Origin of the sequence: Hymenobacter algoricola, assembly GCF_039539525.1 — a bacterium.
In the GTDB taxonomy this organism is placed as follows: Bacteria; Bacteroidota; Bacteroidia; order Cytophagales; family Hymenobacteraceae; genus Hymenobacter; species Hymenobacter algoricola.
On the sequence record NZ_BAABDH010000012.1, the window covers coordinates 37,063 to 59,780 of the forward strand.

24 protein-coding genes are annotated in these 22,718 nt (G+C 61.3%); 15 read left to right on the forward strand and 9 right to left on the reverse strand.

Features of this window, described 5'->3' with window-relative positions:
* Position 1: 1 nt before the first annotated feature.
* Both ABD842_RS02465 and ABD842_RS02470 read left to right on the forward strand, forming a co-directional pair.
* Positions 2–1,063: an ABC transporter permease gene (locus tag ABD842_RS02465; RefSeq protein ID WP_345109574.1), complete on the forward strand. Its 1,062-nt coding sequence runs from the start codon at positions 2–4 to the stop codon at positions 1,061–1,063.
* On the forward strand, positions 1,060–2,046 hold the full coding sequence (locus ABD842_RS02470; protein WP_345109577.1) for an ABC transporter permease: 987 nt from the start codon (positions 1,060–1,062) through the stop codon (positions 2,044–2,046). The genes ABD842_RS02465 and ABD842_RS02470 overlap by 4 nt, the downstream gene beginning before the upstream one ends.
* A gap of 651 nt (positions 2,047–2,697) precedes the next feature.
* On the opposite strand, the gene ABD842_RS02475 is transcribed toward ABD842_RS02470, so the two are convergent.
* Positions 2,698–3,627 (reverse strand): SDR family oxidoreductase, encoded by a 930-nt coding sequence (locus ABD842_RS02475; RefSeq protein WP_345109580.1) that lies wholly within the window; start codon positions 3,625–3,627, stop codon positions 2,698–2,700.
* 2 nt (positions 3,628–3,629) lie between these two features.
* Positions 3,630–4,277 (reverse strand): peptidylprolyl isomerase, encoded by a 648-nt coding sequence (locus tag ABD842_RS02480; protein WP_345109583.1) that lies wholly within the window; start codon positions 4,275–4,277, stop codon positions 3,630–3,632.
* A 274-nt stretch (positions 4,278–4,551) separates the two neighbouring features.
* Between ABD842_RS02480 and ABD842_RS02485 the strand changes: the two genes are divergently transcribed.
* Positions 4,552–5,199: a DUF2238 domain-containing protein gene (locus tag ABD842_RS02485; protein ID WP_345109586.1), complete on the forward strand. Its 648-nt coding sequence runs from the start codon at positions 4,552–4,554 to the stop codon at positions 5,197–5,199.
* A gap of 65 nt (positions 5,200–5,264) precedes the next feature.
* Here the strand turns inward: ABD842_RS02485 and hemC are convergent, their stop codons facing one another.
* The 4 genes from hemC to ABD842_RS02505 all read right to left on the reverse strand — a co-directional run bounded on the left by hemC (position 5,265) and on the right by ABD842_RS02505 (position 9,240).
* Complete coding sequence (gene hemC, locus ABD842_RS02490; protein WP_345109588.1) at positions 5,265–6,203, reverse strand: hydroxymethylbilane synthase; 939 nt, start codon at positions 6,201–6,203, stop codon at positions 5,265–5,267.
* Positions 6,204–6,387: 184 nt separating this feature from the next.
* Positions 6,388–7,527 (reverse strand): DNA polymerase III subunit, encoded by a 1,140-nt coding sequence (locus ABD842_RS02495; protein ID WP_345109591.1) that lies wholly within the window; start codon positions 7,525–7,527, stop codon positions 6,388–6,390.
* A 30-nt stretch (positions 7,528–7,557) separates the two neighbouring features.
* Entirely contained in the window at positions 7,558–8,787 is a 1,230-nt protein-coding gene (locus tag ABD842_RS02500; protein WP_345109594.1) for a GlmU family protein, read from the reverse strand.
* A gap of 207 nt (positions 8,788–8,994) precedes the next feature.
* A complete protein-coding gene (locus tag ABD842_RS02505) occupies positions 8,995–9,240 on the reverse strand; it encodes a type B 50S ribosomal protein L31 (RefSeq protein WP_345109597.1) in 246 nt (81 codons plus the stop codon).
* Positions 9,241–9,435: 195 nt separating this feature from the next.
* Here ABD842_RS02505 and ABD842_RS02510 point away from each other — a divergent pair, with 195 nt between their 5' ends.
* From ABD842_RS02510 to ABD842_RS02520, 3 genes are all read left to right on the forward strand, one after another.
* On the forward strand, positions 9,436–9,846 hold the full coding sequence (locus ABD842_RS02510; RefSeq protein ID WP_345109600.1) for a hypothetical protein: 411 nt from the start codon (positions 9,436–9,438) through the stop codon (positions 9,844–9,846).
* A gap of 111 nt (positions 9,847–9,957) precedes the next feature.
* Positions 9,958–10,542 (forward strand): non-canonical purine NTP diphosphatase, encoded by a 585-nt coding sequence (locus ABD842_RS02515; protein ID WP_345109603.1) that lies wholly within the window; start codon positions 9,958–9,960, stop codon positions 10,540–10,542.
* 112 nt (positions 10,543–10,654) lie between these two features.
* Positions 10,655–11,284 (forward strand): uridine kinase family protein, encoded by a 630-nt coding sequence (locus tag ABD842_RS02520; RefSeq protein ID WP_345109605.1) that lies wholly within the window; start codon positions 10,655–10,657, stop codon positions 11,282–11,284.
* Between the two features lie 91 nt (positions 11,285–11,375).
* On the opposite strand, the gene ABD842_RS02525 is transcribed toward ABD842_RS02520, so the two are convergent.
* Entirely contained in the window at positions 11,376–11,717 is a 342-nt protein-coding gene (locus ABD842_RS02525; protein WP_345109607.1) for a hypothetical protein, read from the reverse strand.
* A 254-nt stretch (positions 11,718–11,971) separates the two neighbouring features.
* Between ABD842_RS02525 and ABD842_RS02530 the strand changes: the two genes are divergently transcribed.
* Both ABD842_RS02530 and ABD842_RS02535 read left to right on the forward strand, forming a co-directional pair.
* Positions 11,972–12,337, forward strand: a complete 366-nt coding sequence (locus ABD842_RS02530) for a hypothetical protein (protein ID WP_345109610.1) — start codon at positions 11,972–11,974, stop codon at positions 12,335–12,337.
* Between the two features lie 34 nt (positions 12,338–12,371).
* The gene (locus ABD842_RS02535) at positions 12,372–13,304 is read left to right on the forward strand and encodes a PAS domain-containing protein (RefSeq protein WP_345109613.1); all 933 of its coding nucleotides are present in this window, start codon (positions 12,372–12,374) and stop codon (positions 13,302–13,304) included.
* A 15-nt stretch (positions 13,305–13,319) separates the two neighbouring features.
* Here the strand turns inward: ABD842_RS02535 and ABD842_RS02540 are convergent, their stop codons facing one another.
* A complete protein-coding gene (locus ABD842_RS02540) occupies positions 13,320–13,802 on the reverse strand; it encodes a hypothetical protein (RefSeq protein WP_345109616.1) in 483 nt (160 codons plus the stop codon).
* Positions 13,803–14,139: 337 nt separating this feature from the next.
* On the opposite strand from ABD842_RS02540, the gene ABD842_RS02545 reads away from it, so the two are divergent.
* The 7 genes from ABD842_RS02545 (at position 14,140) to ABD842_RS02575 (ending at position 21,933) form a co-directional block, all read left to right on the forward strand.
* Complete coding sequence (locus tag ABD842_RS02545; protein WP_345109619.1) at positions 14,140–14,505, forward strand: hypothetical protein; 366 nt, start codon at positions 14,140–14,142, stop codon at positions 14,503–14,505.
* Between the two features lie 121 nt (positions 14,506–14,626).
* Positions 14,627–17,644: a protein translocase subunit SecDF gene (gene secDF / locus ABD842_RS02550; RefSeq protein WP_345109622.1), complete on the forward strand. Its 3,018-nt coding sequence runs from the start codon at positions 14,627–14,629 to the stop codon at positions 17,642–17,644.
* A 160-nt stretch (positions 17,645–17,804) separates the two neighbouring features.
* The gene (locus ABD842_RS02555) at positions 17,805–18,401 is read left to right on the forward strand and encodes an RNA polymerase sigma factor (protein ID WP_345109624.1); all 597 of its coding nucleotides are present in this window, start codon (positions 17,805–17,807) and stop codon (positions 18,399–18,401) included.
* Positions 18,402–19,305: 904 nt separating this feature from the next.
* Positions 19,306–20,007, forward strand: coding sequence for a porin family protein (locus ABD842_RS02560; protein WP_345109626.1), 702 nt, complete (start codon positions 19,306–19,308; stop codon positions 20,005–20,007).
* Positions 20,008–20,106: 99 nt separating this feature from the next.
* Positions 20,107–20,436, forward strand: coding sequence for a c-type cytochrome (locus tag ABD842_RS02565; RefSeq protein ID WP_345109628.1), 330 nt, complete (start codon positions 20,107–20,109; stop codon positions 20,434–20,436).
* Positions 20,437–20,455: 19 nt separating this feature from the next.
* Positions 20,456–21,025: a YceI family protein gene (locus tag ABD842_RS02570; protein ID WP_345109630.1), complete on the forward strand. Its 570-nt coding sequence runs from the start codon at positions 20,456–20,458 to the stop codon at positions 21,023–21,025.
* A 5-nt stretch (positions 21,026–21,030) separates the two neighbouring features.
* Positions 21,031–21,933 (forward strand): DUF5777 family beta-barrel protein, encoded by a 903-nt coding sequence (locus ABD842_RS02575; RefSeq protein WP_345109632.1) that lies wholly within the window; start codon positions 21,031–21,033, stop codon positions 21,931–21,933.
* Positions 21,934–22,011: 78 nt separating this feature from the next.
* Here the strand turns inward: ABD842_RS02575 and ABD842_RS02580 are convergent, their stop codons facing one another.
* Complete coding sequence (locus tag ABD842_RS02580; RefSeq protein WP_345109635.1) at positions 22,012–22,638, reverse strand: NifU family protein; 627 nt, start codon at positions 22,636–22,638, stop codon at positions 22,012–22,014.
* Positions 22,639–22,718 lie beyond the last annotated feature (80 nt).

The following is a 22,718-nucleotide window of genomic DNA, read 5'->3' on the forward strand; positions in this document are numbered from 1 at the left end:
GATGGTACGTTTTCTGGTGCATCGGCTGCTGCGCGTGCTGCTGGCTCTCTGGGTTATTGTATCCGTTATTTTTCTGTTGAGCCGGACCTTTGCGCCGCCGCCGCTTCCCGGCAACCTAGCCGATGGCAGTTTGGCCGTACACACCACCACGCCGGCCCAACGGCAGGCCGCCGAAGCCGAGCTCCGGCAGCGCCTGGGCCTCGACATACCGCTTTTCTACTTTTCCCGGGCTCGTCTCCCCGAGCAGGGTTTGGGATTCCGGTGGCAGTGGAATGGCGCCCGCAATCAGTATCACCACTGGCTGGGGCAAATGGGGCAGGCGCAGTTAGGCAACTCCTTCCGCGACGGACGGCCCGTGCTGGAGCTGCTGGGTCAGTCACTTCGGTACACCCTGCCGCTCACCACTGGCGCGGCGCTGCTCACCCTTGGTATTGCCTGGCTTCTTGCCCCGCGGCTGGCCCGGCCTAGCAGGCTGCGCACCGGCTTGCTGACCCTGCTGTACGTAGTCGATGCGCTGCCGCTATTCGTGGTGGCCCTGCTGCTGCTGCTGCTGCTCGCTAACCCCGATGCCCTTGCCATTTTCCCTTCTTACGGGCTTGGTCACGAAGATGTGCGCGCGCCCTGGGCGCAACGACTGCAGCTGCTGGCGGCTCATCTGGCGCTGCCGGTACTGGCTCTCACGTTGGCTAGCCTGCCAGCGCTGCTGGTTCAGCTGACGGCTGCCCTGAACCATGAGCTAAGTGCCGACTATGTGTTGACGGCCCGCGCCAAAGGTCTGCCGGAAGCTCTCGTCATTCGTCGTCATGCCTTCCGCAACGCTCTGCTGCCGGTCCTGACGCTTCTCACCGAATTACTGCCCAGCTTGGTGGCTGGCTCAGTAGTAGTCGAAATGGTTTTTTCTCTGCCCGGTATGGGGCGGCTGCTGGCTGAAGCCGCCGCCGCCCACGACTACCCGGTGCTTTTGGGGGGGGTATTGCTTATTGCGCTGGTACGCATACTGGCCCAATTGCTAGCCGACTGGCTATACTTTCAGGCCGACCCGCGCATTCGGCTGCCGGTATGAAGCAGCCCTCCTATTCCACCCTGGTGCGGTGGCGGCTGGCCCAATGCTGGGTGGCTCTGATGCTGACCGTTGCGCTGCTGGCGCCATTGCTACCGCTGCCCTACCCTCCCGATGCCCCCGATCTGTTTGCCACTACGACAGCTCCGTTTGTTGGCTCCCACTATCTGGGCACCGATTTGCAGGGCCGCGACTTGCTGGCCAATCTGATTTTCGGCGCCCGTACGGCGCTGCTAGTGAGCCTGCCGGCGGCGGCGCTGGCTACGCTACTGGGTAGTATGCTGGGTAGTGTTGCCGGATTGTGGGGTAACGACAGCCTGCGCGCCCCGATGCCCGCCGTTGTTGCAGGCATCGGAATGGCAGTTTTCGCCCTATTGTTCCGGGCTACTACGACGAGTACGACCCTTCTGGCCGCAGCGGTGGCAGCCGTTGGGTTGTGGGGGGGAACTGCTGCCCTACAGCGGTTAGGATACCGCCGCTCCGTTACCATTCCTATTGACAGCATGGTGCTGGGTAGCATTGCCCTGTTGGCCTCCATCCCGATCTTGATTCTGGCTATAGCACTGGCCGCTTTGTATCCCCCCTCCTTGCCCAGCCTGTTGGTGGTGCTGGTACTCACCTACTGGCCCGGGCCAGCGCGACTGATACGGGCCGAAATTCTACGTATCCGGGCGCTGCCCTATGTCGAAGCTGGCCGGGCGCTGGGGTTGCCCGCGGCGCGCCTTTTATGGCGTCATGCGCTGCCAAACTGCTGGCATACCATCCGGGCTTCTTTCCCCATCAGTGTCGCCACGCTCATTGGGCTGGAAACTACTCTTTCTTTTCTGGGAGTTGGGTTGCCCCCCGAAACGGCGAGCTGGGGTCGCATTCTGGCTTCGGCCCGGTTGGCTCCTACTGCGTGGTGGCTTATTCTCGGACCAGCCGTGGCTATTGCCCTTACCACTCTCTCCTTACGGCAATTAACGGCGCTTTATGGAAGCAAGTAGCCATGAATCGTTGTCACAAAAAGTACAGAAACAGGCAACATCCTTCCTTCACTGTCAACCACTATATATAAAGTCCCCCGCTTAAAACGATTTTCTTGGCCTCTGGTCCGGCTTTTTAAAACGGCTCCTATTGTATCAGGCGTTAGCACTTATCAATATTCGAACAATTTGGTAGCATGAAGCCAGAACGGTGCATGTCACAATTACTGCATGACGTTCCTTTCCTGTAGGCTCGGCCGTACCTAATATTGTCATGAGAAACGGCTGGCCAAAGGGGGTAAGACGGTTTCCCAGGTCGCTTTGCGGCGACAAAATATGCACTCTCTTTTAATCAAACGCCGTCAGGGTTACGCTCTACAGTGCTTTCTGCTCGAAATAGCAGCTCGCCACGCAGTGTTGATCCGCAGCATGGGGTTTCACATGATTGACGGAGAGTGGGTATGCTACGAAGCGGGGCAAGCGGCCCTGCACGAAGGAACCGCGGTACTGGTGGGTGGCTTACTCGTCGGAGTGGTTACTTCCCCAGAAGACAGTAAATAAAGAGAATTGGGTTTGTGCCGCTGCAGTTGCTCGCAGCGACAAATCATTTAAGGTTGTTGCAATAGGTGTGTGAAAAACCGCTGGTTCTGCTGGCGGTTTTTTTGCGTCCCCTCAGTTTGTACGGCCTTCTTGGCTGTCTTCCGTCTGCCGGGCCAGCAGCGCAATGCCCTCAGTGAAAGTGTGCGGCGCGTAGCCTAGTTCCCGCTGCGCCTTACCGATAAGAAAACCTGTTCGCGCGGGCCGCCGGGCCGGCTGCGTAAAGGTGCCCGCATCCGCCCGAATGATCAGCGCCGAATCCAACGCAAAATACTCCGCAACCTGCAGCGCCATCTGGTAGGGTGTCAGCAACTCGCTGCTGCTGATGTGATAGATGCCGATGGCCTCGTGCCGGGCAACCAGCCAACAGCCCTGGGCCAGATCTTCAGCCAGTGTAGGCGTACGAAACTGGTCGTCGACGACCTTGATTTCCTTGCCGGCCCGCAGCGAGTCGCGCACCCAGAGCACAATGTTGGTGCGGCCGTAGTCGTGGGCGGTGCCATACACGAGGATGGTGCGCACGATGGCCCACTTCCCGGCGCTACGCTGCACCACTTGCTCGGCCGCCAGCTTGCTTTGGCCATAATAATTGACTGGTGCCGGCGTGGCCTCCTCACTTAGTGGTCCTTCCTCGCCGCTGAAGATAAAATCGGTACTGACGTGGATCAGGTGAATTTTGAGCGCAGCGCACCCGGCTACCAGGTTTTCCACGGCCGTCACGTTTTGCTCCCAGCAAGCCGCCTGGTTCAGCTCGCACTCGTCCACATTCGTCATGGCGGCGGTATGAATCAGGTGCGTCGGCTGCTCCACCTGCAGCACCTGCTCCACCTGCGCCCGGCTGGTCACATCCAGGGGCACAAAGCGCACCTGCGGATACAGTGCGGCGAGCTTGTTGCCCCCCCGCGACGTGGCTATCAGCTCCACGTCGGGGTGCTGGTGGAGCAGGGCTACCAGCTTCTGGCCCAGCAGGCCGTTGGAGCCGGTAATCAGGATGCGCTGGGCCATGTCTATTCGTATTTGTAGCCGTAGAGCTCGGTGATTTTTTTCTTCTTCACCTTCTCCACCGTTACCGTCATCTTGACGTCCGTGGTGGGCCGGTCCCGCTCGTCCTTGGCCTGCGCGGCGATTTTATCCACCACATCCAGCCCGCTCAGCACCTGCCCGAATACCGTGTACTGCCCGTTGAGGTGGGGCGTGCCGTTGTGGTTTTGCACGATGTAGAACTGCGAGCTACTGCTGGCGCGGGTCGGGTTGACGAAGTCGCCCTGACGGGCGGCGGCCACGGCCCCAAACTTGTGCTGGAGAGCCGGGCGGATTTCGGCGGGAATGGTGACTTCACTGGCCTGTCCCATACCGTCGTTGGTAGGGTCGGTATCGACTTTGGAGTTGGCGTCGCCACCCTGCACCATAAAGTTTGGAATGATGCGGTGAAACGTAGTACCGGTGTAGAAACCACTTTTTGCCAGTTTCAGGAAGTTGGCCTTGTGCAGCGGCGTCTGGTCGAAAAGAATCAGCTTGATGTCGCCCTGGGAAGTGCTGATAGTTACCACTTCATCTTTTTTACTCTTCTTAGGTGCTTTAGCGGCCTGCAGATTGGCCCCTAGCAGCAGCAAAAACACGCCAAGCAGGGTAGAAATGCGAAATACAGTTTTCATAAGGAAGCGTCAGGTAAAATGGGACCGGGCGAAATTAAGCGGATTCTTTGGTCGACGCCACAAAATCAGCGGGCCGCAGGCCGGGGCGGCCCCAATGCTCCGGCAAAATCCCGGGTACAGCGCCCTTCGCCGTCCCGCCGTGGCGGTTGGCCCAGCCTGCAACAGCCACTGGGTAGCCTTTGGCTGACCCCGGTTATTTTGCCCCGGGATGCGCCCAAATTTTCCCGCGGCCGTAAGCGCCGCCAACTTTCTGTTTCTCCCCGGCTCCATATCTATGCTTCCCGAACGCTCAGCTACTCCGGTTGCCCATTGGTTTCCCAAGCTCCTGCTGGCCCTGTACCTGGTTGAGTTTGTCGTGCTGGGCATCCGGCCCGCCGAGCGCACTACGTGGCTTGCCGAAAACGGCCCGATTTTCCTGATTGTGGGGACGCTGGTGGTCTTGTGCCTGCGCGGCGTGCGGTTTTCCAACCTGGCGTATGCGCTGATGAGCGTACTTGTTTTCCTGCACACCATCGGGGGGCACTACACCTTTGAGAAGGTGCCGTTTACCTGGTTCAACAGCCTGTTTGGGTTCGAGCGCAACATGTTCGACCGGGTGGCCCACGTCACGGTTGGCTTCTACGCCTTTGCCATCATCGAGCACACCGACCGGCGGGCCACTATCCGCAGCCGGGCCGTTTCCTACCTGTTTCCGCTCTGCGTCATCGGCACCGTGGCCATGAGCTACGAAGTGCTCGAATGGCTTTACGCCGACCTGAACGACCCAGCGGCCGGGGCCGCGTTTCTGGGCAGCCAGGGGGATATCTGGGATGCCCAAAAGGATATGCTGGCCGATACCAGCGGGGCCGTGCTGGCGCTGGGGCTCTACTGGCTACGCCGCCGGTTACATGCTTCCCCTGCCGAAAACCGCCAAAACCCGTAGCGCTGCCCCCCCTGTCGGAACAGGAGGGGCGGCGCTACAGGTTTTGTGGCTGAAAAAGAAGGCGGCTACGACTCCGTGCGGTGGCTGCGGATGTCGTCCAGAATCTGCCGGCCGCCGCGGCTCAGCACGCTTTCCGCCAGCTTCGTGCCCATTGCCTCGGCCTGCTGCGCATCCGACGCCATCATCTTTTCCTCAATATACTGTTGGCCGTCGAGGCTGATCAGGCCGGCGTGCAACTGCAGCAGGCCATCGGTGTGCAGCTTTGCCAAGGCAAACGAGGGAATGCTGCACCCACCTTCCATCGTACGCAAAAAGGCGCGCTCGGCCAGCAGGCACAAATGCGTGGGCGTGTGGTCGAGGATGCGTCGCAGGTCGAATTTCAGCTCCGGCTCCAGGCTGCGGGCACACTCAATGGCCACGCTGCCCTGGCCCGCCGCGGGTACAAACTGCACCTCGGGCAGAATGTAGCGGATCAGGGAGTCGTACTGCATGCGGTGTACGCCGGCGTAGGCCAGCACCAGGCCGTGGTACTGCCCTTCCTCCAGCTTGCGCAGCCGGGTTTGCAGGTTGCCACGGGCTTCGGCCGTGGTGGCATTCGGATAAAAGCGCTTCAGCATAGCCTTGCGGCGGGTACTGCTGGTACCCAGCACCAGGTCGGGGCGGTGCAGGTCGAGCGTGTCGGCATAGCTCACGATAACGTCGTTGACCCGCTCCCGCTTCATAAATGCCAGCAGTTCCAGATCGTCGGGAATGCTGCTCTGCACGTCTTTGGCGCTGTGGACGGCAATATCGATATGGCCCGTACGCAGGCTCTGCTCCAGTTCTTCCGTGAATACGCCCTTGGAACCGATTTTGTCCAGGGAACGGTCGAGCACCAGGTCGCCGGTCGTCGTGATGATGACGATTTCAGTAGGTAGGCCGGCCTGTTCCAGACAAGCTGCCACGTGATTGGCCTGCCACAGCGCCAGTTTGCTACCACGGGTACCGATGCGGATGGTTTTCAAGGAAGGGTGGGGTTTAGGATGAACGGACTGGCCCTACTAGCCAAGTAACCTGCTTGCGCTTTGCCCGCGATTCGCTTTTTGCGGACCATAAAGATACAACGCCCGCCGTCGGCTGGCGTGGCTATAATGCTTTTAGCATTGGCTATAGCTGTTTAGCAAACTATATTTTCTGCCTTTACAGCCTCTAGGCGGCTATTTTTAGCAGCTCGGCGATACGCAGGGAGGTATCCACGAACACCATGCGCGGATTGGCATTGCGCTCGACGTGGTAGTGGGCATCGTTGATTTCGGTGGCGAGCAGATCAGCGTTGCGCAGGTGCACGAAGCGGCTGAAGCCAGTGATAAACTGCTGCTCGGTGGCGGGCAGGTGCGGCACCAGGCGCGCGTCGATACCGAATAGTAGCACTTTGCGCAGCAAGACCAGCGCATACTGCAGAAACTCCTTCTGGTTTTCGCGGCCCAGCTTCTGAAATTCGTCACTCTGCCCCAGCAGCTTGTCTACTTTGTAGCCGTAGCAGTGCCGCATCCAGTGGGTGAAGAGGGTGAAGTAGTCATTTTCGGCAGAAGCAGCCGTGCGGGCGGCCAGGGCAAAGCCCAGGTTGCCTTCGGCCAGCTGGGCCAGCTGCCGGGCTTTTACTTCGGGCACCTGATAGGCGTCGCGCAGGTAATCAGTTACGTCATTCTCGGAAAACGGCCGCACCACCACCGGCTGCACCCGGCTGATGATGGTGGGCAGCAGCTGCTCGGCCGCCGCGCTGACCAGCAGGAAAATGGTGGCCGCGGGCGGCTCTTCCAGCAGCTTGAGCACGGCGTTGGCGGCGGCCGGGTGCATGAGCTCAGGCAGCCAGATAACCACGATTTTGAATCGGGCTTCGAAGGCCTTCAACGACACGAGCTTCAGCAGCAGCAGGCTTTCCTCCTTCGAAATGCTGCCCTGCTTGTTCTCGGCGCCGATGTGCTGCATCCAGTCGTTGAGACCCTGGTAGGGATTTTCGAGCACAAAGCTGCGCCAGTCGGCCATAAATTTGCTGCTCACCGCGTCCTTGGCCACGGCTTTGGTCGTCGTGGTGGGCAGCACAAAGTTCAGGTCGGGGTGAATCAGCTTGTCAGTTTTCTGACAGCTCGGGCACTGTCCGCAGGAATCCTCGGCGTCGGGGGTGCGGCCTTCGCAGTTCAGGAAGGTGGCGTAGGCCAGGGCCAGCGGCAGGGCTGCCGAGCCTTCGGCCCCGCGAAACAGCTGGGCGTGGGCCACGTGCTGCCGCGCCACCGACTGCCGGAGCAGTTGCTTGACGGCGTGCTGACCCGGAATTTCGGAGAAACGCATGAACGGCTGCTCGGCTAAATGAACGAAAGGTTATTCAGTGTCGGCAGCCGGGGCGGCGGCGGCCCGCTCCCACACCCGGTCTTTGGCCGTCTGGTCGAATACGTGCTGCATGATGCCCTGCTCGGTGGCGTCGTAGGCGAGGTGGCGGCGGGCCATGACGCGCTCGGCTACCTCGGCCACTTTGAGCATTTTGAAGGTTTCGAAGCCCGCGGCCCCGCCCCAGCTGAACGATGGAATAAACGTGCGCGGAAAGCCCGCCCCGAAAATATTGGCCCCCACGCCCACCACCGTGCCCGTGTTGAACATCGTGTTGATGCCGCACTTGCTATGGTCGCCCATCATCAGCCCGCAGAACTGCTGCCCGGTGTTCACGAAGCGGCCCTTGGCGTGGCTCCAGATTTTCACCGGGGCGTAGTTGTTCTTCAGGTTCGAGGTGTTGGTGTCGGCGCCCAGGTTGCACCACTCCCCAATGACGGAGTTGCCCAGGTAGCCGTCGTGGCCCTTGTTGGAGTAGCCCAGGAAAATGCTGTTGCCGACTTCACCGCCCACTTTGCAGTGCGGCCCCACGGTGTTGTCGCCGCGCATCTTGGCGCCCGAGTTGATGTGGGAACCCTCGCACAGCGCCAGCGGCCCTTTGATGATGGCGCCTTCGTACACCTGGCTGTTTTTGCCCAGGTAAATGGGGCCGTCCTCGGCGTTGAGAATAGCGGCCCGGATCCTGACGCCGGGCTCAAGGAAGATATTCTCCGGGGCGTACACAATAGTATGCGGATCGTTTAGCGGCGCCGACTCCCGGCCCTGGGTCAGCAGGTCGAAGTCGCGGCGGATTTCGGTGCCGTTGCGCAAAAACAGATGCCACAGCTCGCTGATAACCGTGACGGGCTCCGCCACCTGCCGGCTGTCCGACAGGCCGTCCTGAATCAGCTCCGCCACTTTCGAGGCGTCGGCCAGGTAGGCGGCTACCAGCAGCTCGCCGTCGAGCAGCGCCTGCCCGGGCTGCAGGGCCTGCACCTGCCGGGTCAGCACCTCGTCCGGACAAACGGCTCCATTAATTACCAGCGCCGGCCCGGCGACGTTGCCCGCCGGGTACTTAGGCTGCAGATACTGCTCCGTGAGGTAATGTACTTCCGACTTGAGGCGATGCTGCCACTTTTCGGCAATGGTCAGGATACCGCAGCGCAGCGCCGCCACGGGGCGGGTAAAGGTGAAGGGCAGCAGATTGAGCCGGATGGCGGGGTCGTCGAAGAGCAGAACGGTCATGGAGAAAAGCATTGCGCCGGGCGGGCAGCCGCCGACTTGGCCGGGCCGCCCGCCCGCCCGGAAGTGGCAGGACTTGTGGCGGCGAAGTTACCCAGCCGCGCGTTGGCAGGCCAATAAAACTGCGGCCGGGGCTAAAAAGCAAAAGCTCCTTTCCGTTAAGAAAAGGAGCTTTGCCGAAAGCGGCAGCTGTAAGCCAGCGGCCTGAGCCTATTTTTTCTGGTAGCGGGTGCGGAACTTCTCCACGCGGCCGGCGGTGTCGATAAACACGTTTTTGCCGGTGTAGAAGGGGTGCGAGGCGCTGCTAACTTCCACCTTGATTACGGGGTACGTTTTGCCGTCCTCCATCGTAATGGTTTCGCTGGAGTTCATCGTCGAGCGGGTGACGAATTTAAAGTCGCTGGACGAGTCCTGGAATACAACTTCGCGGTACTCGGGGTGGATGTCTTTTTTCATGATCGTGAGTTAAAACCTGCGGGCCCCGCCGATTTTGCGGAAGGGACTGCAAAAGTACACGTTAGCTGCGGATTTCAAAAACATGCGGTGGTCTTTTCTAGATTTCTGCTCATAACTGGCACAGGCTACCGAAAATTGTTTATTTTTGGTGCTCGCCTGTTACTATTTAGGTATCCGCTTTTTAGTTCCCCAACCATGACCCGGAAGACTACGCTTGCCGTTCTGCTGCTGGTTTTGCTAGGCGCTTCGCTGGCACTGGGGGCCACCATTACGCTCTTTCAGGCCACCTTCGACAGCAGCAACGTGCGTTTGGAATGGGAAGTCACCAACGAAGCGGGCGTGGACCGCTACGAAATCTGGCGCAAGGCCAACAACGAGCCTTCTTTCACCCGTCTGAACACGCAGCCGCCCACGGGCCAGCACCGCTACCAGTTCCTGGATACCAACGTGTACCGCGGCGCGGCAGGCACCACCAGCGGCGGCCCGTTCACCTACCGCCTCAGCGTGCACACTTCCGCCGGCGAGCAAAACTACACCACCGTGCTCAATGCTACTCCCAGCGCCGTGCAGCGCTCCTGGGGCAGCATCAAATCGATGTTCCGGTAGCGTTTACCTGCTGCGTGGTTGAGGAGAAACTTTGCGGAGCCAGTGCTAAGCCGGCTTTTTTTATGCCCGTATATTTGCCCCGCACCCGCTCACCCTTCTTCTTTTAGCCGTATGCGCCTTTGTTTTGCGACCAATAATGAGCACAAGCTGACGGAAGTGCGGGCCCTGCTGCCGGCCACTATCGAGCTGGTGAGTCTGCACGATATCGGCTGCCACGAAGAGCTGCCCGAAACCCAGGACACCCTGGCCGGCAACGCCCGGCAAAAGGCCCAGTACGTGTGGCAGCACTATCGTACGTCCTGCTTTGCTGATGACACCGGCCTGGAAGTAACGGCCCTGCGCGGGGAGCCCGGCGTGTACTCGGCCCGCTATGCCGGCCCGCAGCGCAGCGCCGCCGACAACATTGCCAAGCTACTGCACGAGCTGGCTGGGGCCTCCGACCGGAGCGCCCAGTTCCGGACCGTAGTGGCGCTGGTGCTGCCCAACGGCGAGTGGCACGAGTTCCACGGCGTGGTAGAGGGCAGCATCACAACTGAGCAGCGCGGCGCCGATGGCTTTGGCTACGACCCGGTTTTTCAGCCCCAGGGCCACGCCGAGACATTCGCTCAGATGCCTTTGGGCCAGAAAAACACCATGAGCCACCGGGCGCGGGCGGTAGAGCAGCTGATAGCGTTTTTGCAGCAAACAGCGTCCTGACGCTGTTTTATGGGGAATATTGCGTCAATAGCTCCTCCCGACGCTGGACGCACCCGGCATTTGCTTACTTTTGCACGGTTGGCCCTGCCGGTACGGGCCACTTTCCCACCCCATGCAACACCCTTTCATCGTCGGTATTACGGGCGGCAGCGCTTCGGGCAAAACCACCTTTTTGCGCCGCCTGCTGGCCTCGTTTCCCGAAGAAGACATCTGCCTGATTTCGCAGGACAACTATTACCACCCGCGCGAAAACCAATATATTGACGTCAATGGCGTCACCAATTTCGACCTGCCCTCGTCCATCGACTCGGTAGCCTATGCCGCCGACGTACTGCAGATCAGCCAGGGCCGGGAAGTGCGCCGGCCCGAGTACACGTTCAATAACCCCAACGTGGTGCCCAAGGAGCTGGTGTTTCGGCCGGCCCCGCTTGTGGTGGTGGAAGGCATCTTCGTGTTCTATTTCGAGGAGGTGGCCAAGCTGCTCAACCTGAAAGTGTACATCGATGCCCAGGAGCACGTGAAGCTGCAGCGCCGCATCGTGCGCGACCGGGACGAGCGGGGCTACGACTTGGAGGATGTGCTGTACCGCTACACCAACCACGTGGCGCCCACCTACGAAAAATACATCCAGCCCTTTAAGCAGGACGCGGATATCGTGATTCCCAACAACCGCCATTTCGACAAAGGCCTGGACGTGCTAGTGGGCTACCTGCAGGGTAAGATTGCCGCCGCCAAGCGCTAAGACTACCGAAACCATAATAAAAAGAGCCCTGGGGTTCTCCTTTGCCGGAGCGCCCCAGGGCCTTTTTTTTTAGGGCAACGGCGGCCCGGCGCTAGGAATGCTGACCCGGCTTGGAAAGCGGCTCGGCCGACCCGAGCATCGCCGCCAGGTTTTCTACCAGCTGCTGCAAATACTCAATCTGGCCCTGCAAATCAGTCAGCTGGGCGGCGGGAGCCAGGGGCGGCGCCTGGGCCTCCAGCAGGTCGCGGACGTCCTCATTCAGAAACTGTCCCAGGGTTTTACCGGCCCGGCTGGCCGCCCGTTCCAGCACGCCACGGGTGTCGCGGCTCACCCCGCGTACCGACCAGGTAACGGGAGCTACCGTCTGGCGCGGCGGCCGGCCCGGCTTGCGGCTGATTTGCAGAGGAATGATGAGTTCTTCGATACCGTCCAAGTTATTTGTAATACTTTTTTCTATTTTTGTAAGACGAATTTCCGGCTCGGATGACTCGGCAGGGAACAAGTCGGCGGGCGTGCCCAGCACTTCTCGTTCCAGGTCAGCGGCTACCGCTGTCAGGCTTTTCGCCGAATCGTCAAGAGGTGAATGGCTCATAATATTCGCGCAAATAAACGTCTTCGCGGGCCATTTTAGGATTTCTCGCCCAATTTAATCCCGGTGTCTCCTTCCAGCTGGCTCGGTTAACTTCTATGTCCGATTCCGATCTGCTCTACGACGTAAATCTGCAGCAAATGCCGGCTGAATACCTGCAGGCCCGGTGGCGAGTGGAGCAGCAGCGGTCCGGGGCTACGCCCGAAACCGGCTGGTCCGACGCGACCGATCTGGAGTTGAGCAGCCACGCCCTCCACTTACAAGGTAAAACTTTTCCGTCATTAACCGGCTCGTGGACGATTGAGCGCAGTTCGTTGCTGAGCCAGCCCTACCTGGCCCTGGAACTGCCCAGCAGCCAGACCCAAGCCCTGATTACCCGGTTTCGCCGCTCCCCGGACGGCAAGCGCCGCCAACTCAGACTTTACTTCCGCTCCGGTCTGGAAATAGAGCTTAATCACCCCTGATTCCCGCTTTTTCCTTTTTGCCCGCTCCCCGTTCATGACTCCTCCCTCAGCCTCTGCCTTTCTAACTCCGGAACGTATTGAAGCGGCCCTCGATGCCGCGGGAGTAGGCGTGTGGGAAATGGAGCTGCCCAGCCGGAGCTTTACCTGCTCTACCCGCTGCAAAAGTCTGTTCAACCTGCTGCCCGATGCGGACGTGGTGTTTGAGAGCCTGCTGGCGGCCACGCACCCGCAGGATCGGCAGCGCCTGCAGCAGGAGGTGGAAAATGCGCTGGACCCGCACGGCAACGGCCGCTTTGCGCTCGAGCACCGCGTGGTGCTGCCCAATGGCCCGCTGCGCTGGGTTTTGTCTACGGGCCTGGCTATTTTCGACGAGCAACGGACGCGGGTGCTCCGGTTTCAGGGCATTACCAAGGATATTTCGGAAACCTACACCCGGCAGCACGCCAGCCAGCAGCAGTCGGCGGAATTCGAGTTTCTGGCCGAGTCAGTTTCTGAAATCCTGTGGATTGCCCAGGCAGATGGGGCCGTCACGTACTTCAACCAGCGCTGGATGCAGTACACGGGACTAACGCTGCCGCAGTCCTTGGCGTGGGGCTGGGAAGCCGTTATTCATCCGCAGGACCTGGCCCGCTGCCTGGAGCGCTGGACTATTGCCCTGCAAAGCGGTAACAAATACGAGGTGGAATACCGTTTTCGATGCTCCGACGGGACGTACCGCTGGTTTATAGGCCGGGCGCTGCCGCTTCGGGACGAAGCCGGCAGCATTCTGAAGTGGTTTGGCACCTGTACTGACATTCACGAACAGAAGCAAACCGAAGCCATGCTCCGCAGCCGGGAAAAAGAGCTGGAGCAAGCCTACCAGGACCTGGAAGCCAAGGTAACGTTCCGCACGCTGGCGCTGGAGGAGCAGGTCCGCTCCCAGCAGCGGCGCATCGCCGAACTGCAGCAGCAGGCCGACGCCCGCTAAGTTCGGAGTTCCGGCCTACTGGTCCGGCAGAGGAGGCTGGCCGTGAGATGCCCGAACCATGACCGTCAGGCTTTCAACCATCTGGCGCAGATACTGCACCTGCTTCTGCAGGGTCGCCATGGTATTGGGTGGGGGAATGAGGCGGTGCTGCTCCACGCAAAAGCGGATGTCCTCGTTCAGATACTGCCCCAGGGTCTTGCCCACCTGCCGGGCCGCCTGTTCCAGCAGGTTGCGCGTGTCGCGGGTGACGCCGCGGATAGACCAGGTGCTGGGCGACACCGTCGAGCGCGCCGGCCGGCCCCGCTTGCGGACTACCGCCAGATCCGGCTCCAGGCCGACTTCCTGCGCAGTATCGGTCAGGGCGATAATATCGGCAATACTTTTGTCTATTTCTGTAAGACAAATTTCCTCCGTACTCAGCTCTGCTGCTGGAAGTAGCCCCGCAGGCTCCTTCGGTACTTCCGGTTCCGGTTCGGGCACACCTGGCGTCGGACTCATAAGCTAGCACGTCTTGGGTGAACAGATGCTTCTGTACGTAGCCCAGGGCTTGCCGGCTGAATTCTACTGTCTTTCCTGGGTTCTACTTTGTTTGGCTACTACCCTGGGTTGCCCTGTCCGGCGGGCCTTTACCCCAGGAATGGCCCGCTCAAATTCAGCACCCGCCCGCCCCTTTTACCTACCGCGCGGGGCCGGCCTAAGCCAATAGTTCGTGGTTCGGTAAAGACTTTCTCCGGTGCGGCCGGCCGGCAGTTTTACGATGGCACCCGGGGCGGAATGCTTTAGGGCGTTGCGGCGGCCGGGGCATTTGGTTATATTTGTCACCATTGCCTGCCCCATGCTAGCTTTTATCACCTCCTTTCTGCCCCGTCTGCGCTTCACGCTGCTCACAGCCACGCTGCTGTTTGTGCTGTCGTTGAACCACCAGGCCGTTGCCACCTACCGGGTTCCGGTGGGCAAGGCCACACACGTGGGCAGCGGCCCCAAAATGGCCGTGGTGAAGCAGAAAGTAACTTTCGAGGCGACGGCCACGCTCGGGGCCTGGCTGGCGCCGGCGCTGGAAGCCTGGCTGCCAACCCCGGAGCTACCGACCTGGCTTGGTCAGCCCCTCCAAACTCCCGTGCTGCGCCCCCGGCCCAGCGCAGTTCCCGATTTGTTTCGGGCCCGCTTGCTGCTCGCGGCCCTCTCGCCGCAGGCTCCCTAAGCGTTTTGTTGGCGGTGCCGCCTTGTAAGTCCGCAGTGCGCGGCAGCAGAACGCGCACATCTGGCGGCCGGGTGGCGGGTAGTGGTTTGTAATTTCTCCGAGTACACTTTTCTTTTTTTCAATGCGTAATAAAGGACTTATTATCGCCCTCGCCGTTGTGGTGTCGGTGTTGTGCATTTACTTCCTGTCGTTCACTATGGTGTCGCGGCGGGTGCAGCAGCAGGCGGTGGACTATGCCACCCGCAATGGCCAGACCGACCAGCCTAAGCGGCAGCACTACCTGGATTCGGTATGGCGGGCGCCGGTGGTGAGCGTGCTGGGCGTCGACTATACCTACAAGGATGTACGCCAGAGTGAGCTGGGCCTCGGCCTCGACCTGAAAGGCGGCATGCACGTGACGCTGGAGGTTTCGCCGGTGGAAATTGTACGGGCCATGTCCGGCAACTCCAAGGACGCAAACTTCAACAAGGCGCTGGCGCAGGCGCAGGAAGCGCAGAAGACCAACGCGTCGACGCCGTTCACGGCCCTGTTTGCCCAGGCCTACCGCGAACTGGCTCCCAACGATAAGCTGGCCCGCATCTTCGCCAATACCACCAACAAGAGCCGCGGCATCGACATCAACTCGACCAACGAGAAGGTAATTGCCGCCATCGACAAGGAAGAGGAAGAAGCCATTGACCGCTCGTTCAACATCCTGCGCACCCGCGTCGATAAGTTCGGCGTGAACCAGCCCAACATCCAGCGCGTGAAAGGCACGGGCCGCATTCAGATTGAGCTGCCCGGCGTCGACAACCCCGAGCGGATCCGCAAGCTGCTCCAGGGCCAGGCCAAGCTGGAGTTTTGGGAAGTGTGGCGCTCCGACGAGTTCGGCCCCTATTTCAACCAGCTCAACGAAGTGCTGACGGCCAAGGAAGCCGCCGAGAAGCTGAACGGCACCGCCGCCGCTACGCCGGCTGCGGCCACCGACACCACCGCTACCGCCGCGGCCGCTACGGCCGGCGACTCAACCTCTTTGGCCAGCCAGCTGGCCAAGAAAAACAACGCCACGGCCAAAACGGACTCGGCTAATCCCGCCCAGCAGAGCAGCGTGCTGGCCAAGCTCTTCACCATGCCCGGTGCCCTGGGCTCGAACGTGCGCGACACCGCCCGCGTGAACCGCCTGATGAAAAGCCCCGAAGTACGCGCCGTGCTGCCGCCAAACCTGACGTTCCTGTGGGGCGTGAAGCCCGACCTGATCGAAGGCCAGGAATACCTGCAGCTCTACGCCATCCGCAAATCGCGCGAGGCCGTAGCGCCGCTGGGGGGAGAAGTGGTAGCCGATGCCCGCCAGGACTACGACCAGGGCGGCCGGCCCGAGGTAAGCATGCAGATGAACCCTTCCGGGGGCAGTAAGTGGCAGAAGCTGACCGCCGCCAACATCGGCCGGCAGGTAGCCATCGTGCTTGACGACTACGTGTATTCGGCCCCGGTAGTGCAGGCCGAAATTGCCGGTGGCAACTCCAGCATCTCGGGCAACTTCACCATTGAAGAAGCGCAGGATTTGAGCAACGTGCTCAAAGCCGGTAAGCTCCCCGCCCCGACCCGCATCGTGGAAGAGGCCGTCGTTGGTCCGTCGCTGGGTCAGGAAGCCATCAACCAGGGGCTGTACTCGTCGCTGGCTGGCTTGCTGATCATTATGGTGTTCATGGCCGTTTACTACGGCAAAGCCGGTCTGGTAGCCGATCTGGCCCTGCTGTTCAACGGCTTCCTGATTCTGGGCGTTCTGGCGCAGTTCGGCACGGCCCTTACGCTGCCCGGCATTGCCGGTCTGGTGCTCACCTTCGGTATGGCGGTCGATGCCAACGTGCTGATCTTCGAGCGGATCCGGGAGGAGCTCAACCACGGCCTGAGCGTAAAGGACGCCATTAACAAAGGCTATGCCCGCGCTTTCTCGGCCATCTTCGACTCCAACGTGACGACGATGCTGATTGCCGTGATTCTGGGCTTCTTCGGTACCGGCCCGGTGCAGAACTTCGCCATCACCCTCGGCATCGGCGTGCTGACCTCGTTCCTGTCGGCCGTATATGTGTCGCGTATCATCATCGAGTGGCTCACGAAAGGCAAGGAAACCACAACCATCTCGTTCAGCACGCCCGTGTCGCGCAACCTGTTCACGAACGTGAACTTCGACATCGTGGGCAAGCGCAAAATTGCTTACGCCGCTTCGACCTTCTTTATCGTGGTTGGCTTCGTGCTGATGGCGGTGCAGGGCGGCCCGAACCTGGGCGTGGACTTCCGCGGCGGCCGCAGCTACGTGGTTGACTTCAGCAAGCCGGAAGTGGCTTCGGATGTGAAGGAAGCCCTGGCGGCCGACTTCCAGGGCGCCGGTACGGAGGTAAAAACCTTCGGTGCCGAAAATCGCCTGCGCATCACCACCAGCTACCTGGCCGACGACGAAAGCACCATCGCCGACACGAAAGTGCAGAACGCGCTGCTCAACGGCCTGAAAAAGTACGGTGCCGACAACCCCACCATTCAGAGCACCTCGAAAGTCGGCGCCACGGTCGCCGACGACATCAAGCGGACCTCGGTGCTGAGCCTGGGCCTGACGCTGCTGGGCATCTTCGTGTACGTGCTGTTCCGCTTCGAGAAGTGGCAGTACTCGATGGCTGCCGTAGTGGCCCTGTTCCACGATGCGCTGCTGGTAATTGCCGCCTTCCCGATTGCCCGCCTGTTTGGGCTGAACTACGAGATGGACCAGGTATTCGTGGCCGCCGTGCTCACAGTTATCGGCTTCTCGATGAACGACACCGTGGTTATCTACGACCGGATTCGGGAATACCTGCGGGAGAATCCGAACCTGACGTTTGCGCAGGTGGTGAATCCGGCCCTGAACAGCACCTTCTCGCGGACGATGATTACGTTCACCACCGTGTTCCTGGTGGTGCTGGTGCTCTACATCTTCGGCGGCGAGACGCTGCGCTCGTTCTCCTTCGCCATGATTGTGGGGGTTATCTTCGGCACGTACTCGTCGCTGTTCATCGCCACCCCGATTATCCTCGACACCTACGGCCGCAAAGAGGCCCGGGAGCGGGGCACCACGATGACCACCGAAATTGCCGCCACCGACGCGCCTACCCTGTCGACGACGGTTCACTAAGGTTTCGTTTCAACCAAGCTGGAAAAAGCCCGACCCCTGTGGTCGGGCTTTTTTTGTGGCGCAAAAAACCTGATTACAAGCGCTTTCAGTATCTTTTACCGGTCTTGAGGCAACCTTTCTGACGCTGCCTGCCGAGTTGGCTTTTGTAACCCCCGCTGCCGTGCCCCGATCTGACCACGACCCCGAGATGCTGACAGCGCTGCTGGCCGGTTGCCGGCAGGCGGAGCGCGAGAGTCAGCGCCGGCTGTACGGGTTGTACTACAGCTTCGCCATGAGCATCTGCCTGCGCTACACCCGCACCCGCGACGAGGCCATGGAAGCCACCAACGACGGCTTCCTGAAGGTTTTCCGCGACGTGGGCCGGTTCGATCCGGCGCGGCATGAGCTGAGCAGCTCGTTCCGGGGCTGGCTCAAGAGAATAATGATTCACACTGCCATCGACCACTACCGCAGCCAGCAGAAGCACCAGCACCAGGAAGAGCTCAACGATGTGGCCTACGCCCGGCTTGACGGCGGCCTGACGGCCCTGGACACGCTGGCCTACGAGGAGCTGCTGGCGTTGGTCGGCCAGCTTTCCCCGGCCTACCGCACGGCCTTCAACCTGTACGTTATCGACGGCTTCACCCACGAGGAAATCAGCCAGCGGCTGGGTATTTCGGTGGGCGCGTCGAAGTCCAACCTTTCCAAGGCGCGGGCTCACCTGAAAGAACTCCTCAAAAAGACCCAGCACCATGCATACGCCCGATATGTCGGATGAAGAACTCGACGCGCTGTTTCAGCGGAGCGCCGAGCACTACCCCGACGCACACAACCTCAGCGCATGGCTGGCCCTGGAGCGCAAGCTCGAGGCCGCCGCCGTGCAGCAGCAGGTGCGTGGCAAGGTGCTCCGGATTTTTGCCCTGGAAGCGGTTATCGTGCTGCTGGCCCTGCTCGGCTGGGTTGACTTTTCGCGCCGCCAGGCCGCGTCACTTGCTGCGTCTGCCGCGGCCCTCGTCACCACCGCCCCGGCCGGCGCTCCGTTGGCCACTACGGCCGCTGCCATAGCCAGGCCGGCGGCGGAAGCAGCCTCTGGTTCGGCGGCACAGCCAAACACCCCGCCCGCCGGCCCGCCGGTGCCGGCACAGCTGCCACAGGCTGGTGCTAAAGTACTAACCGGCGAACCCGCCGTGGCCGCTACTGAGGCCTCAGCCGTGGCCCTGGGGCCACTAGCGCACATTGCAGCACGACCGCGCCCGAGTCTTGCCCGGACGCCGCGGACGGCAGTCAGCAGTAGGCCGGCCGCGCGCCGACGGACTGAAAATTTCCGGCAGCAGGGGGCCCGGCCTACGGCCGCGCCTGTTGCCTTTACCCTGATACCCCCGCCTAAGGCCCGCCCGCGACGCCCCCGGGAGTTGGCAGCAGCAGCAGTGCGGCCTGCTCCGGAGCTTTCAGGAGTGGCTCAGCCCGATCCGCAGGCTCAAGCGAATCGCCACGTCGAAACGGCAGCTTCGCCGCCCGCTGGCATTCCGCTGGTCCCGGCGGGGGTTGCTGACCAGGCTCCCAAATCAACTTCTGAGCCGGTCGTAGTCGGTAGCGCTGCACTTGTTTCGCCGTCGGGGAGCAGTGCGGCTGATTCAGCTTCCTCAGCCGCACTGCTTCCGCAAACTCCGGTTACCGATTCATTGGCCCTGTTGCCAACCGGCCCGCCCGCTCCGGCCATAGCGGTAGCCGACTCGGCGGCCGCTGCGCCGCGGGTACCCACGGCGCGGCCGCTGGCCCGGCTTACCGTGGCGCTGCAGTATGCGCCCGAGCTGAGCACCGTGCGCTGGGCCAGCTACACCGCCCCGGGCAGCAATGTGGGCGTGCAGCTGGAGTACCGTTTTGCGCCGAAGTGGCGGCTCAGTGCCGGCGTGCTGCGCTCGGTGAAGCGCTATGCGGCCCGCGGCACCGACTACCACCCGCCTACCCAGTACTGGACCAACTACTACACTATCGACGAAGTGGAAGCCACCTGCCGCATTACCGACATTCCCCTGAACCTGCGCTACGACGTGCTGCAGCGGGCTCGGGCGGCGGTGTTTGCTTCCGTGGGCGTTTCGTCGCTGCTGATGCGCCAGGAAGACTACCGCTACTACTACCTTTACAAAGGCAACCCCGTAGCGCGCAGCTGGGGCCTGCGCAGGGGCTCCAACCATCTGCTGAGCATCCTCAATCTGTCGGCCGGCTACGAGCGGACCCTGGGTGGGCGCTGGGCCGTGCAGGCGGAGCCCTTCGTAAAAATTCCGCTGGGCGGCGTGGGCTTTGGCAAGGTAAAGCTGAGCAGCGCCGGCGCATTCCTGTCGCTCAAATATGCCTTGTGGCCCGCCGTTGCCGTTGCCCGATAACATTTGCCGCCTCCTGCTGCTTTCCCCTGCTACTCGCCTTACGCTTCCCCGCCTATGATCTGCCGCGCCCTTTTTCTTCTGTTTCTTTCGGCTGCCGGGTTGAGCAGCTGCACCTACGACAATGGGGAGGATTTCCTGGCCAGCCGGCCGGTAGTAAGCTGCGATTCGACGGCGGTAACCTACGGCGTCACCATTTCCGCCATCATGGACCGCAACTGCCGCACCTGCCACAGCCAACAGTCGCCCTCGTCCGGCATCAACCTGAACGACTACGCCCAGGTGAAGCGCATTGCCGACAATGGCCGGCTGGTGGGCTCTATCACCCATACCCCCGGCTTCGTGGCCATGCCCCAGAATACGCCCAAGCTTTCGGACTGCGACGTGAACCGCATCAAAAAGTGGGTGGCCAGCGGAGCCCCCAATAATTAACCGTCGTCGCCTCTACGCCATGAAATACGCGCTGCTTCTGGTCTTGAGCCTGCTGCTGCTGCCGGGCGGCTACGCCCAGGGCAAATACTCAACCCGGACGGGTACGATTGTCTTTTTCTCCGCCACGCCTCTCGAAGACATTGAGGCCCGCAACGCGCAGGTGGGCGCCGTGCTGGACATGGGCACCGGGCAGGTAGCCTTTACGGCGCCCATGAAGGCGTTTCAGTTCAGGCGCACCCTCATGCAGGAGCACTTCAACGAAAACTACGTGGAGTCGGATAAGTACCCGCGGGCTACGTTTGCGGGCCAGGTACTGGGCTTCCAACCGGCCCTGCTGGTGGCGGCCGGCCCCCAGGCGGTGCAGGTGGAAGGCGACCTGACCATCCACGGCGTGAAGCGCCGGGTGAAAGTGCCCGGCACCCTGGAGCTGAAAAACAACCAGCTGCTGGTCAAAGCAAAATTCTCGGTAGCCCCCGCCGACTATAACATCGAAATCCCGGCCCTGGTCCGCGACAATATTGCCAAAACCATGGCCGTCAGCGTGGCTTTAGCCTGCGACCCGGTGGCCCAGGCGCGGACCACAAAATAACTCCCATGAAATCAACGCTACTCCGCTTTTTGCTGCTGCTGACGACTCTGCTTGGGCTGGCTTCCCGGGCCCACGCCCAGGACGAGCTGCTCAAGGAGCTCGAGGCCCAGCGCCCCGACAGCCTCAGCCCGGCCCGCGACATCACGCTGGCTACCTTCAAGGGCACTCATATTATCAACTCCCAATCGGTGGAAACGCCGGGCAAGGGCACGCTGCTGTTTTTGATTCAGCACCGCTTCGGCACGCTCAACAGCGGCGCCTACAACTTTTTCGGGCTCGACCAGGCCGTGCTGCGGCTCAGCTTCGAGTACGGCCTCAACGACCGGCTGGCTGTGGGCCTGGGCCGCAGCTCTTCGGAAAAGACGTTCGATGGCTTCCTGAAGTACCGGGCCCTGCGCCAGAGCGACGGCGCCCGAGCCATGCCGGTATCCGTCACGCTGCTGGCCAGCTCGGCCCTGACCACGCTCCGCTTCGAAGGCCCGGAGCGCGACCTGGCCAGCCGGCTCACCTACACTTACCAGGCCCTGATTGCCCGTAAGTTCAGCCCCGACCTATCGGTACAGCTGATGCCCACCGTTATCCACCGCAACTTTGTGGACGGCCGCCAGGACCAGAACGACGTGTACGCCCTGGGCGCGGCCTTCCGCCAGAAAATCACTAAGCGCCTGGCCCTGACCGGCGACTATTTCTACATGCTGCCCGGCGCCACTGCCGACAATTTCCGCAACGCGCTGGGCCTGGGGGTTGACATCGAAACCGGCGGCCACGTGTTTCAGCTGCACTTCACCAACGCCCAGGGCATAATTGAGAAGTTCTTCGTGCCCCAGACCACCGGCAACTTTTTCGACGGCGACATCTATTTCGGCTTCAACGTGAGTCGCGCCTTCACCGTGAAAGACCGTCGGTAAAACTGTCCCCAAATTGTACCCCACAAAAAAGCCCGGCTCTTGCGAACCGGGCTTTTCGTTGGGCTGGAAAGCAGCGGACTATACCGTGATGCCTTCGGCAACCACTTCGGTTACTTCCGGCACCATGCGCTTGAGCAGGTTTTCGATGCCCGACTTGAGCGTGACGGTAGCCGAAGGGCAGCCGGAGCACGAGCCCTGCAGGTTTACGGTCACCACGCCGGCCTTGTACGAGCGGAAGGTGATGTTGCCGCCGTCCTGCTCCACGGCCGGGCGCACGTAGTTTTCGAGCAGGTCGATAACCTTCTGGCTGATCTGCTGGTCCTGCTCCGAAGCGTCGCCGGTGGCGGCGGCCTGCTGGGCAGCTTTCTGCTCCGCAGCGGGGTCGACGGTGAAGATGGGGCCACCGGCTTCCACGTACGACTTCAGAAAGGTGCGCAGCTCGGGAATGAGGCTGGTCCAGGTGAGGTCGGAGCTTTTGGTGACGGTAACGAAGTTGGCGGCAATAAACACGCGGCCCACGTAGTCGAAGTTGAACAGCTCCTGAGCCAGCGGCGAGTTGACGGCGGCTTCAACGTTCGGATAGTCCACGCTTACCCCGTCGCTGAGCAGCGTCGAGTTGAGCACGAACTTCATGGATTCGGGGTTGGGGCTGGCTTCGGCGTAAATGGAAACCGGACCAACGGGAGCAGTGAGGGTATCAGCCATGTTTGAAGGACTTGGAGACGAAGAAGAAACGACGCGGGGCGCCGACGGGAAGGTAACACGCGTGGCGGTAAAACCGTGCC

Bases quoted from the DNA above. Each gene is read 5' to 3' on its own strand.
- ABD842_RS02465 (WP_345109574.1), top strand. From the start codon at position 2: ATGGTACGTTTTCTGGTGCATCGGCTGCTGCGCGTGCTGCTGGCTCTC.
- ABD842_RS02470 (WP_345109577.1), top strand. From the start codon at position 1,060: ATGAAGCAGCCCTCCTATTCCACCCTGGTGCGGTGGCGGCTGGCCCAA.
- ABD842_RS02475 (WP_345109580.1), bottom strand. From the start codon at position 3,627: ATGGCCCAGCGCATCCTGATTACCGGCTCCAACGGCCTGCTGGGCCAG.
- ABD842_RS02480 (WP_345109583.1), bottom strand. From the start codon at position 4,277: ATGAAAACTGTATTTCGCATTTCTACCCTGCTTGGCGTGTTTTTGCTG.
- ABD842_RS02485 (WP_345109586.1), top strand. From the start codon at position 4,552: ATGCTTCCCGAACGCTCAGCTACTCCGGTTGCCCATTGGTTTCCCAAG.
- ABD842_RS02495 (WP_345109591.1), bottom strand. From the start codon at position 7,527: ATGCGTTTCTCCGAAATTCCGGGTCAGCACGCCGTCAAGCAACTGCTC.
- ABD842_RS02500 (WP_345109594.1), bottom strand. From the start codon at position 8,787: ATGACCGTTCTGCTCTTCGACGACCCCGCCATCCGGCTCAATCTGCTG.
- ABD842_RS02505 (WP_345109597.1), bottom strand. From the start codon at position 9,240: ATGAAAAAAGACATCCACCCCGAGTACCGCGAAGTTGTATTCCAGGAC.
- ABD842_RS02510 (WP_345109600.1), top strand. From the start codon at position 9,436: ATGACCCGGAAGACTACGCTTGCCGTTCTGCTGCTGGTTTTGCTAGGC.
- ABD842_RS02515 (WP_345109603.1), top strand. From the start codon at position 9,958: ATGCGCCTTTGTTTTGCGACCAATAATGAGCACAAGCTGACGGAAGTG.
- ABD842_RS02520 (WP_345109605.1), top strand. From the start codon at position 10,655: ATGCAACACCCTTTCATCGTCGGTATTACGGGCGGCAGCGCTTCGGGC.
- ABD842_RS02530 (WP_345109610.1), top strand. From the start codon at position 11,972: ATGTCCGATTCCGATCTGCTCTACGACGTAAATCTGCAGCAAATGCCG.
- ABD842_RS02535 (WP_345109613.1), top strand. From the start codon at position 12,372: ATGACTCCTCCCTCAGCCTCTGCCTTTCTAACTCCGGAACGTATTGAA.
- ABD842_RS02540 (WP_345109616.1), bottom strand. From the start codon at position 13,802: ATGAGTCCGACGCCAGGTGTGCCCGAACCGGAACCGGAAGTACCGAAG.
- ABD842_RS02545 (WP_345109619.1), top strand. From the start codon at position 14,140: ATGCTAGCTTTTATCACCTCCTTTCTGCCCCGTCTGCGCTTCACGCTG.
- secDF (WP_345109622.1), top strand. From the start codon at position 14,627: ATGCGTAATAAAGGACTTATTATCGCCCTCGCCGTTGTGGTGTCGGTG.
- ABD842_RS02570 (WP_345109630.1), top strand. From the start codon at position 20,456: ATGAAATACGCGCTGCTTCTGGTCTTGAGCCTGCTGCTGCTGCCGGGC.
- ABD842_RS02575 (WP_345109632.1), top strand. From the start codon at position 21,031: ATGAAATCAACGCTACTCCGCTTTTTGCTGCTGCTGACGACTCTGCTT.
- ABD842_RS02580 (WP_345109635.1), bottom strand. From the start codon at position 22,638: ATGGCTGATACCCTCACTGCTCCCGTTGGTCCGGTTTCCATTTACGCC.